The following is a 9,727-nucleotide window of genomic DNA, read 5'->3' on the forward strand; positions in this document are numbered from 1 at the left end:
CGGGGCGCACCGCATCGCTTTCGGAGGCTACGAATCTGGGCATCGTTGACACCGGCCCAAGAGGGGTGATATCTGACCGTCTTGGTGCTCAGTAGAAGCTCCCGTCATCCGTAAAAGGAGCGTGTTCGGCTGCCTGACCGGGGCACTGGCAAGCAGTATTGGACGTCAAGGACAATTCGGAAGTACTTCTCCAGCTGGTCACTAGCGAAGGGGTAGGGAATGGCATGGATTGAGATTGCTGGGCTCAAACACATCGAGTCGCTGAAGTTCGAGATACCCGGTCCCGGGGTCCACGTTCTGGCGGGATCAAACGGTGCTGGCAAAACCACATTGCTCGCATGCCTGAGGCGAATATTTGACAGCAACTCCTTCCGCCGCCACTTCGCGACGTCCCGCGCAAGTGATCAGCTTGACCGTGTGGATTCAGCACGTATTAGCTATCACAGCGGGAATGTTGGCGTGACGTACGCCTATGCTGGCGAGCGCTGGGTCCCGACACCCCGTGGCAACAGCTCAATCCTGCGAAACCTGGGCTACCCGGCTGGCTACTACTTCGGTGCGACTGCCGATCGAATCACGCCTAATCCGGAGGACTTCGCGCCTCGTCGCGTTCGCCCAGCGGCACCAGAAATTCGCGAAGCGGCCAACAGGATATTCGGTACATCGAAGTTCGATCACCTTCGTAACATCAACCTTCGACCGGGATCAGGAAGCAAGGCGTTCCTGATTCAGACCGCAGCCGCTCCCTTTCGTGCACAGTACTACTCCGAGAGGAACTTCAGTCTTGGAGAACTATGTGTGTTGAAGATGCTTCGAGATCTTCAGGCGATTCCTCACGGTTCGCTTCTCTTGGTCGACGAGCTGGAGCTAGCGCTGCATCCTCGCGTGCAGATCGCCCTGCTTCGACATCTCGAAGCAATCGCCGGAGAGCGGGGTCTGACAGTAATTTTCTCAACTCATTCCGTTAGCCTGCTGAAGGCGGTGAAACGCAGGCAGATCATGTTCCTCGAAGCATCGGGGTCGGAGGTAACGACGGTTGTGGGATGCTTCCCTACCTATGCCCTCGGAGGGATTGCGTCCACAGAGGAGGCTGCACCTGATGTCTTAGTCTACGTTGAAGACGACGCGGCTATGTACATCAGCGAAGCGCTGGTCCAGATGACAATCAGCGCTTTATATGCAGACGAACAGCGCCTCTACCCAACTGTGCAGGTGGTCCCCGTCGGGCCGTTCATGAGCGTTATCAAGATGGTACGTCGAGGCTCTTCAATGCTGCCGAATACAACCCGCGTGACAATGCTCTTGGATCGAGATGTGAAGGATGAGAGTGTTGTAGGGTGGCGCGCAAGCGGAAGGCACGACATGTTGGCAATTTTGCAGGAGGTGGAGCCTGAAATTAACTATCTCCCTTGGACGCCTGAAGTTGGAGTCGCTGAGTACCTGAAAAACTCAACCGCTGTAGCGCAGCAATCCATTCGAGAGAAGTTCGGCGACCATCGGATTCACATATCGCAAGATCTGGTTGGTGCGCTTCCCTTGCAACCAGGTGGTCCACAGCGGGAAGCCTGCAAGGCAGCGGTTTCAAGGGTGGTTGAACATATCAGGGCTATCAAGGCTACACAGTCACGTGAGCACATTACACGCCAGCTTTTCGAGGTGTTTGCCGAACACTATTTTGAGCAGAATAGAGCGATAGTTATGGCTTTGGTTGCACCGATAGTTCGCGGGTGAGCATGCTCATCGCAACCGCCGAGCAAGACAGGTAACGAAGGCGCATTGCGCAAAACAACGGAAGATCCCGACCTCGCGCCAAGGCTAACGGTCTGCATTTAGCGATTAGCAGAGACAACCTTTCACCGCTTGGATGCATTCAGACGCCGGCAATAGCAGCGTTGATTTCAGTGTCCAGCATTTCACAAGCCTGCTGGAGGTTGGAGAAGGTTCGCGCTAGATTCTCGAACGCATCCGCTGCGCTTTCGCCGTATGACCAGAACGTGATCATGGTGTGCTTGCCATAGGCCGGGTCCTCGTCATCGCACTCAAAACTTCCATCGGAAAGCCACTGCCCGGTTGTCGATAGACTGGGGTGGAGGACTGGGTTAAGCGTGAAGCCAAGCACGGCTTCATTTGCCACAAGCTCGGAATCTATATCGTTGAGCACGGCCATCAGCCTTCCGCAGAGCCACTCATAATGCTCTCTCGAGCAGTTCAGCCTCTCATCCCTATACATGAGGAAGAGTCGACCATTGATGCGGATGCTGTGGGTGGAGTTGCTATCAGTGTTTGGACTGGGGTAAAGCATTCCGCAATCGCAGCTTTCAAAATGGGATTGGGGAGAATTCACGTACCTGAGAAGGTTGTAGAACGCTCGAACTCCGGTCTGCTCAGCATGCGGCACGAAGTCCTCAAGTAACGTTTCGATCTTCTCGGGATGACTTTTGAAATCAACGTAGCCGCTTTGGCCTGGAGCTCCCGCATCGTAAGGGTGCAGCCTGGTAGACATGTATGTAAGGCTAGGGTCGTAGTAGGTGATCATTTGCGGGCTGGGAAGATTGGCCGATAAGGGGCGATGGATGGTTTGCGATCCAGAGCGAGACCGGATGGCGAGGCTAGACAGCGTGCTCTGGTTCTAATCTCTGATCAGATCGAAGCTCGCTCCTGAAGCTGAACGCGCAAAGCGTCTTGGCGAAGCGAACCAAAGACATCCTCGCTGTCCAAGTTAAACAGCGCTTGGATGCTGCGGTCAAAACTGCAGCTAAGGCGACGAGCCGAGCAGGTGAAGAGCTGTGGGATTGCAAGCCTTATTGAGATTTATGAATGCGGCTCTAGGCTTCGTCCGATTAAACTGAGTAGGGGCAACCATGATTCTGCTCGAGGATCGTCATCTGACGCAAAGTCTTTGCTGGACCTATGTTCTGCCCTGAGAGGGGGCGAACGTATGCTTGCCAAGCAACCATAGTTGAGCGAGTAGACGGGGCTAGACGGTATGACCTTTGGTTGCCGAGGCGGTCAAACCTATGCTTGCCCGTCTAATTTCAAGGTGCGATCTCCCCCGCACTTGCTGCGCAGGAGTGCGTGGAGCACGCCTACTTCGAATTGCCTTCGCATCAGGGCGAATTGCAACTTTTCCAATAGCGGCTCACTGGCACCGTCCCTATCATCCGCGGCCACCATCGCTTCGAAGTGTTGAACCTGGAAGTCGTGATCAATCTCGTCCATACGAGCGTGGTCGTCTCGCTGCCGGATTGGGCTGCCTACTCGTACTCAGAGGAGGTGGGGGACAGTGAGAATTACGGAATCATGGAGAGCGTGACGTTCGCGGACTGAGCGATTCCGTGCTGCGCGCGCCCCGCAATCGCGCGTGAGGCGAGCCGATGCCTGATGGCGGGTGCTGCCAACAACGGCACAGAAGTTCAATCGATGTGACATCGGCTTCATACAGATGAATTGGCTGTTCTGAACAGGCACAAGGCGATCGGCCGGCGTACATCAGCTCGCCTGATCCCGCTTGTTAATGCTGAGTCAGAAATGGACTTCACAGTGCATCCACGTATTCAAATTCCAGCTGAAAGCGCTTGGTAGCGCCGGGAACAAACGCCGCTATATTCCAGCTTCCCCAGACGAAGGAGGGAGTGCAATGAACCTGAACCCGCAACACATGAAGACGGCCCGCGCACTTGCTGTAGCGCTCATCGCCACCGTCAGCCTTGGCGCCTGCGCCTCTTACAAGAACGAGTTTGCAACCATCAACTCGCGTCTCGATCAGCTCGACGTAAAGGTGCAGGGTGCCGCGCAGAGCGCGGAGTCCGCCAACCAGTCCGCACAGCAGGCCAACCAGCGCCTGGACCAGATCGAAGGCCGCGTGCAGCAGCTTGAAAGGGCACCTGCCGGCCGCAAGCCGCGCGGGTAATCGCTCCCTCACCGTTTGAATTGATCCACCTCTGTATCGGGTGTATCGGGACCCAGTGGCCTTCGCCGGCCACTGGCATCCTTCCACCGAGATTGCATTGCAAGGAGTCGTCCCATTCGCACTTCCTCCTCCCCTGCACGCCGCGCCCTCCATGCCGCACTGGCCATGGCACTGGTCGTCGCGTGCAGCGGCGTAGCCAATGCCAGGGACAAGGACAAGGACAAGGACAAGGACGCGTCTGCAACACCTGTGGCCGCCGTTGATGAGCTTCCGACCGACCAGAACGTGTCTGAGACAGTGATTGAACTGGCTGGCTGGGTCGTCGCCAGCAAGGACAACCAGGGCTATCCGTTCGCGATCATGGACAAGGCGGCGGCACAGGTACTGGTCTTCGGTGGCGACGGCAAGCTGCGCGGTGCAGCACCGGCACTGTTCGGTTCGGCCATCGGCGATCACTCGGCCCCGGGCGTTGCCAAGCTCGCACTGAGTGCGATTCCAGGCCATGACCGCACCACCCCGGCGGGCCGCTTCATTGGTGGCTACGGCCCCTCCGACGATGCCGGGCGCGTGCTGTGGGTGGACTACGATTCCGCCGTCTCGATGCACCCGCTGCCGCCAGGCACCCCGAAAGAGAAGCGCGCCCAACGGCTGGCAACGCCGACGCCGGACGACAACCGCGTCACCCACGGCTGCATCAACGTCTCGCCCGCGTTCTACGACCAGATCGTGCAGTCCACGTTCGAGAAGGGCGGTGTGTTCTACATCCTGCCGGACAAGGATTCGATCGCGAAGACGTTCCCGGAGTTCGCGCAGAGCCGCGGGGATGCAAAGGACGAAGACGAGAAAGGCGCGCGGCGCGCAAGCAAGTAGAAGTGGGTAGTGGAGCGCGTTTGCGTACTGGAAGTCAGGAAGCTGCGGCGCCCGCGGCCCGTGCCAATGCAGCGGCATGCGCATCGCCCTTCCGCTCGCTGTAACGGTCCACCAGGTAGCCCGTCCTGCCACGCGTCAACAGCGTGAACTTCACCAGCTCCTCCATCACGTCCACCACCCGGTCGTAGTACGGCGAGGGCTTCATTCGCCCTTCGTCATCGAATTCCTGCCAGGCTTTGGCCACCGACGACTGGTTGGGGATGGTCAGCATGCGCATCCACCGGCCCAGCACGCGCAACGTGTTGACCGTGTTGAACGACTGCGAACCGCCGCTCACCTGCATCACTGCCAACGTGCGGCCTTGCGTGGGCCGCAAGCTGCCATCCTCCAATGGCAACCAGTCGATCTGGTTCTTGAACACGCCGGTGACCGTGCCGTGCCGCTCCGGACTGACCCAGACCTGGCCTTCCGACCACTGCGACCACGCACGCAACCGCTGCACTTCGGGGTGGCTTGTGTCCACGCTGTCCAGCATGGGCAGCGCATGCGGATCGAACACGCGGGTCTCGCACCCCAGGTGACGCAGCAATCGCTCGGCGTCCAGCGCCAGCTTGCGGCTGAACGACTGCGGCCGAAGCGAACCGTAGAGCAGGAGGATGCGTGGCGGTCCCGGATCTGCCGCGGCGAGCTGGTGGTGATCGGGCTGGGGCAGCGAGGCGTGCACCAGATTGGGCAGGTGGGAGCTTGTGTTGGGCTTGTTCATTCGACTATTCTAGAAATATGGAAACGTTGAATGCAATTGCCGCCCTGACTGCGCTGGGTCATGCCACCCGCCTGGCTGCCTTCCGCCTGCTGGTAGAGGCTGGCCCGGCAGGTCGGATGGCAGGCGATATCGCCACGGCCCTGCAGGTGCCCCCAGCCACGCTCAGCTTCCACCTGAAGGAGCTGGTGCAGGCCGGCCTGGTGGAGAGCGAAAGCCGGGGCCGCCATGTCTGCTACCGCGCCAACTTCGATGCGATGAACGGCTTGATCGAGTACCTGACGCACAACTGCTGCGCGGGCTCGCCAACCGAGCAATGCGTGCCCACGGCGCCTGCCTGCAACTGCTGACCCCACACAGATCCTCTCCTCTCAAGGCAATTGCTCCATGACCCGCAATATCCTGTTCCTCTGTACCGGCAACAGCGCCCGCAGCGTGCTTGCTGAAGCCACCCTGCGCGCCTGGGGCGGCGATCGCTTCACGGCATTCAGTGCGGGCAGTCAGCCCACCGGTCAGGTCAATCCATTCGCGCTGGCCCAGTTGCAGGCCGAAGGAATGCCCATTGAAGGGCTGCGCAGCAAGTCGTGGGATGAGTTCGTGGATGCAGCGCCCATGAATCTGGTCATCACCGTATGCGACTCAGCCGCAGCGGAGGCCTGCCCGGTGGTGTTCGGTGACTTCATCCGCAGCCACTGGGGCCTGCCCGATCCAGCGGCCGTGGCGGGCAGCGATGCCGAGAAAGCCACGGCGTTCGCGCTGGCGCATGCCATCGTGAAAGCGCGCCTGCGTGCATTGCTCGCCCTGCCCGAATCATTGTGGTCCGACCGCGAGGCGCTGCAGCACACGCTGGATCGGATCGGACAGCTGCCGCCAACTGATCGCATGCCGTGACTGCCCCCATGAATCTGTTCGAGCGCTACCTGACGCTCTGGGTCGGGCTTTGTATTGCGGTCGGCACGCTGCTGGGCCACGTCCTACCCGCTGCTTTCGCGGAGTTGGCCTCGGCCGAAATCGCCAAGGTCAATCTGCCGGTTGCCGCCCTGATCTGGTTGATGATCATCCCGATGCTGCTGAAGGTCGACTTCAGCGCAATGCGCCAGTTGCAGCAGCACTGGAAGGGCATCGGGGTGACACTGTTCATCAACTGGGCGGTCAAGCCGTTTTCGATGGCGCTGCTGGGCTGGCTGTTCCTGCGCCATGCCTTCGCGGACTGGCTGCCCGTAGCACAGATCGACAGCTACATCGCCGGACTGATCCTGCTGGCGGCCGCGCCCTGCACCGCCATGGTGTTCGTGTGGAGCAACCTGTGCCGCGGTGATGCCAACTTCACTCTGAGCCAGGTGGCGTTGAACGACGCGATCATGGTGGTCGCATACGCACCGGTGGTTGCGCTGTTGCTGGGCCTGTCGGCGATCACCGTGCCGTGGGACACGCTGCTGTTGTCGGTGGGTCTCTACATTGTGGCGCCAGTACTGGTCGCTGCACTGCTGCGGCACTGGATCCTTTCGCGCAGCGGCGAGGCGGGGCTGCAACTCGCGCTTCGAAGGTTGGGGCCGCTGTCCCTGTCCGCACTGCTGCTGACGCTGGTGGTGCTGTTCGGATTCCAGGGCCAGCAGATCGTGAAGCAACCGCTGGTGATTGCATTGATTGCAGTGCCGATCCTGATCCAGGTCTACTTCACTTCAGGCCTGGCCTACCTGCTCAATCGTCGTTTGGGCGTGGCGCACTGCGTGGCCGGCCCTTCAGCGCTGATTGGCGCCAGTAACTTCTTTGAGCTGGCGGTGGCAACAGCGGTGGGGCTGTTCGGTGTGCAGTCGGGAGCGGCGCTGGCCACCGTGGTGGGCGTGCTGATCGAGGTGCCGGTCATGCTGTCTGTGGTGCGGATCGTGAACCGTACTCAAGACTGGTACGAGAGACGCGAAGAGCGCTGACAGATCAGAGTGCATCGATTTCGATTTACGTTCTTCGCTCCGCACTGTCGTCATCGGCTTGGTCGGGTACCCATACGCCACGTCATCAACTTCGATCCGTGTCGCATATTGCCCAAGCCGCTGCGGCCATTGCGGCGCCTCGGTCTGCGGCTACTTAACAGCATGCAAGAATGCCAAAAGCGTCTTTGATCAAGCGTTGAATGCAACTGTTCTGATTGGCACCGCGCAGCAGCACGCGTACAGATGACGTGCCATCGAAAAAGGATGGCCGGGCTTCGAAAACCCGTGCGCTTGTTTAACAACGCTTGCCCGCCGGCGTCACCCCTCGTGGCGCCGGCGGGCAATCCGTCTGCCGGTCATGGCGGGCGGAGCGTGGAGGCCTTGTGCCTGCCGGTTTCAACAAGCGCCCGGTTTTCGAGCCACGTCTCCGCCCGCCACCTTTGCGTGGCGGCTGCCGTCTGTCCTGCACGGAGCCTTTGCCATGAGCACACCCGAATCCTCCCGACTACGCACGCAGTACGTACCCGCCAACGCGGACGTGCCTTCGGAAGCGGCGCACGCGCACGATCCTCTCGGTTTCATCGCCACGCTCGACCGCATCGGCAAGGGCGCCGCCGCCGACGGCCAGCCCTGGCCCGAACGTCATCAGATGCCGGGCCGCCGCATGGCGCTGGCCGACGCGGATTGCGCATTGACCGGCCTGCGCGTGGCGCTGGAAATGCTGCTGGCTGCCGAGCGCGTGCGCCAGAACGGTCCCGACGAGGAGTACGTGGGCGACCGCGTGATGGAGGGCCTGATGATGGCCAGTCTGTCGCTGACCGCACAGGTCAGCGCACGCATGCGCCCGGAAGGGTGACACGGGGAACAACGCTCACTGCAACGCCGGGCACGGCCCGGCGCTGCGGCGCGCGCCACATCACTCGCAGGGCGCGCCGTCTTCCTTCAACGCGGCATCCTGCAGTGGCTGGCGCTGTTCGATCTGCGCACGTTGTTCCGCCGTCGGCTCACCCAGCCACCACACACGGCAGCGCGCGGTAAGACGGCCGACCATCTTCGACTGATCGGGCGAGTACAGCATTGCCAACGCGGTGCCGGGACAGTCGTGGGCCTGGCAAGCGGTGTAGAACCACCACGGCTCGCCCTGCAGCACTACCAGTTCGCCAGGCCCGCTGGGTCCGCTCAACAGGCGTTCGCGCAGCGAGGGAATCTCCTTGTCGGCGGATTCGGCCGCCGCCGTGTTCTTCATCAGGGCGTTGAACGCGGCAAGAACCTTCGGATCCTTGCGACCGCAGTCGTCCACGGCGTTGCCACCCACCAGGGTGAAGAAATGCGTCGCCAGCGGATTGTCCGCGCAGGTCAGTTCGCCGCCGGCGCTCGGGTCTTCCGGTTCGCCTTCGTTGTCCCATACCGCGGGATCCACACCGTCTTCGATGGACGGTTCCTTTTCGACCACTGTTGCTGCGGCGGCCGGTGCTGCATCCGGCGCCGGTGCCTGCCCGCAGGCCGCCAGCAGCGCGACCATCATCGCCATCCCTGTGATTCGCATCTTCATCGCGTGTCCTTGTCTGATCTGCGCTGCATCGTCCGCGTCGACGGCCGCGTGATTCTAACCAGCACCGCGCTAGGATGCGTTGACAGCTTCCCGTCATCGCCTGGAGCCGGACGCATGCGCCGTACACCACTCGCCATGATCTTCTGCAGTGCCCTGCTGCTGGCATCGCCGGCAATGGCATTCGGAGCTGAAGGCACGACGCCTGCGCGCCTGCCCGATGCCGCCCTGCCCGCGCCGCTGGACCGTGTACTGCGCGACTATGAGCAGGCGTGGCGCAACGGTGATGCCAAGGCACTGGCTGCGCTGTTCGCCGAGGATGGCTTTGTGCTGCAGAGCAACCAGCCGCCGGTGCGCGGCCGCAGTGCGATCGAGGCTGCGTATGCCGGCCAGGGCAGCAGCCCGTTGCGGTTGCGTGCCCTTGCGTATTCGATGGAGGGCAACACGGGCTACATCATTGGTGCCTACAGCTACGGCAACAACGTGGTCGATACCGGCAAGTTCACGCTCACGTTGAAGCGCGTGGGCGATGGGCCGTGGTTGATCTTCTCGGACATGGACAACACCAGCGCGCCGCCGCGGGCGCGGTGATGAATGCCGGCGGGCATGGCCCGGCGCTACCGGGCGCCAACCAAGGTTGGCAGCTACCAGAAGCGGGGTCCGTCGTAGATCCACGCCATGCGTGGATGGGGCGCGCACAAAAAAAA

At 61.1% G+C, this 9,727-nt stretch carries 11 protein-coding genes; 8 read left to right on the forward strand and 3 right to left on the reverse strand.

Annotation, left to right across the window (positions count from 1 at the left end; translation table 11 throughout):
• Window positions 1-219 precede the first annotated feature (219 nt).
• A complete protein-coding gene (locus N5J73_RS13400) occupies window positions 220-1,731 on the forward strand; it encodes an AAA family ATPase (RefSeq protein ID WP_279941069.1) in 1,512 nt (503 codons plus the stop codon).
• A gap of 139 nt (window positions 1,732-1,870) precedes the next feature.
• Here the strand turns inward: N5J73_RS13400 and N5J73_RS13405 are convergent, their stop codons facing one another.
• Window positions 1,871-2,536 (reverse strand): hypothetical protein, encoded by a 666-nt coding sequence (locus N5J73_RS13405; RefSeq protein WP_279941070.1) that lies wholly within the window; start codon window positions 2,534-2,536, stop codon window positions 1,871-1,873.
• Between the two features lie 1,101 nt (window positions 2,537-3,637).
• Between N5J73_RS13405 and N5J73_RS13410 the strand changes: the two genes are divergently transcribed.
• Together N5J73_RS13410 and N5J73_RS13415 are read left to right on the forward strand one after the other, a co-directional pair.
• The gene (locus N5J73_RS13410) at window positions 3,638-3,910 is read left to right on the forward strand and encodes a hypothetical protein (RefSeq protein ID WP_010487149.1); all 273 of its coding nucleotides are present in this window, start codon (window positions 3,638-3,640) and stop codon (window positions 3,908-3,910) included.
• 165 nt (window positions 3,911-4,075) lie between these two features.
• Window positions 4,076-4,780 carry a L,D-transpeptidase gene (locus N5J73_RS13415; protein WP_049446132.1) on the forward strand — a complete coding sequence of 235 codons (705 nt, stop codon included), beginning with the start codon at window positions 4,076-4,078 and terminating at the stop codon, window positions 4,778-4,780.
• 34 nt (window positions 4,781-4,814) lie between these two features.
• On the opposite strand, the gene arsH is transcribed toward N5J73_RS13415, so the two are convergent.
• The gene (gene arsH / locus N5J73_RS13420) at window positions 4,815-5,543 is read right to left on the reverse strand and encodes an arsenical resistance protein ArsH (RefSeq protein WP_049446130.1); all 729 of its coding nucleotides are present in this window, start codon (window positions 5,541-5,543) and stop codon (window positions 4,815-4,817) included.
• Between the two features lie 17 nt (window positions 5,544-5,560).
• Between arsH and N5J73_RS13425 the strand changes: the two genes are divergently transcribed.
• The 4 genes from N5J73_RS13425 to N5J73_RS13440 all read left to right on the forward strand — a co-directional run bounded on the left by N5J73_RS13425 (window position 5,561) and on the right by N5J73_RS13440 (window position 8,327).
• Complete coding sequence (locus N5J73_RS13425) at window positions 5,561-5,890, forward strand: metalloregulator ArsR/SmtB family transcription factor (protein ID WP_049446128.1); 330 nt, start codon at window positions 5,561-5,563, stop codon at window positions 5,888-5,890.
• A 37-nt stretch (window positions 5,891-5,927) separates the two neighbouring features.
• Window positions 5,928-6,431, forward strand: a complete 504-nt coding sequence (locus N5J73_RS13430; protein ID WP_049446126.1) for an arsenate reductase ArsC — start codon at window positions 5,928-5,930, stop codon at window positions 6,429-6,431.
• 8 nt (window positions 6,432-6,439) lie between these two features.
• The gene (gene arsB / locus N5J73_RS13435; RefSeq protein WP_049446125.1) at window positions 6,440-7,471 is read left to right on the forward strand and encodes an ACR3 family arsenite efflux transporter; all 1,032 of its coding nucleotides are present in this window, start codon (window positions 6,440-6,442) and stop codon (window positions 7,469-7,471) included.
• A gap of 481 nt (window positions 7,472-7,952) precedes the next feature.
• Window positions 7,953-8,327 (forward strand): hypothetical protein, encoded by a 375-nt coding sequence (locus tag N5J73_RS13440; protein WP_049446124.1) that lies wholly within the window; start codon window positions 7,953-7,955, stop codon window positions 8,325-8,327.
• 60 nt (window positions 8,328-8,387) lie between these two features.
• Here N5J73_RS13440 and N5J73_RS13445 read toward each other — a convergent pair whose 3' ends face one another.
• Window positions 8,388-9,023, reverse strand: coding sequence for an Ivy family c-type lysozyme inhibitor (locus N5J73_RS13445; protein WP_049446122.1), 636 nt, complete (start codon window positions 9,021-9,023; stop codon window positions 8,388-8,390).
• Window positions 9,024-9,137: 114 nt separating this feature from the next.
• Between N5J73_RS13445 and N5J73_RS13450 the strand changes: the two genes are divergently transcribed.
• The gene (locus N5J73_RS13450; protein ID WP_239508864.1) at window positions 9,138-9,611 is read left to right on the forward strand and encodes a nuclear transport factor 2 family protein; all 474 of its coding nucleotides are present in this window, start codon (window positions 9,138-9,140) and stop codon (window positions 9,609-9,611) included.
• Window positions 9,612-9,727: the final 116 nt, after the last annotated feature.

This window comes from Stenotrophomonas sp. GD03654 (assembly GCF_029845105.1).
Lineage (GTDB): Bacteria > Pseudomonadota > Gammaproteobacteria > Xanthomonadales > Xanthomonadaceae > Stenotrophomonas > Stenotrophomonas africana.

What these genes read in the sequence shown, in the direction of transcription:
- N5J73_RS13400 (WP_279941069.1), top strand. Translation starts at nt 220, where the DNA reads ATGGCATGGATTGAGATTGCTGGGCTCAAACACATCGAGTCGCTGAAG.
- N5J73_RS13405 (WP_279941070.1), bottom strand. Translation starts at nt 2,536, where the DNA reads ATGATCACCTACTACGACCCTAGCCTTACATACATGTCTACCAGGCTG.
- N5J73_RS13410 (WP_010487149.1), top strand. Translation starts at nt 3,638, where the DNA reads ATGAACCTGAACCCGCAACACATGAAGACGGCCCGCGCACTTGCTGTA.
- N5J73_RS13415 (WP_049446132.1), top strand. Translation starts at nt 4,076, where the DNA reads ATGGCACTGGTCGTCGCGTGCAGCGGCGTAGCCAATGCCAGGGACAAG.
- arsH (WP_049446130.1), bottom strand. Translation starts at nt 5,543, where the DNA reads ATGAACAAGCCCAACACAAGCTCCCACCTGCCCAATCTGGTGCACGCC.
- N5J73_RS13425 (WP_049446128.1), top strand. Translation starts at nt 5,561, where the DNA reads ATGGAAACGTTGAATGCAATTGCCGCCCTGACTGCGCTGGGTCATGCC.
- N5J73_RS13430 (WP_049446126.1), top strand. Translation starts at nt 5,928, where the DNA reads ATGACCCGCAATATCCTGTTCCTCTGTACCGGCAACAGCGCCCGCAGC.
- arsB (WP_049446125.1), top strand. Translation starts at nt 6,440, where the DNA reads ATGAATCTGTTCGAGCGCTACCTGACGCTCTGGGTCGGGCTTTGTATT.
- N5J73_RS13440 (WP_049446124.1), top strand. Translation starts at nt 7,953, where the DNA reads ATGAGCACACCCGAATCCTCCCGACTACGCACGCAGTACGTACCCGCC.
- N5J73_RS13445 (WP_049446122.1), bottom strand. Translation starts at nt 9,023, where the DNA reads ATGAAGATGCGAATCACAGGGATGGCGATGATGGTCGCGCTGCTGGCG.
- N5J73_RS13450 (WP_239508864.1), top strand. Translation starts at nt 9,138, where the DNA reads ATGCGCCGTACACCACTCGCCATGATCTTCTGCAGTGCCCTGCTGCTG.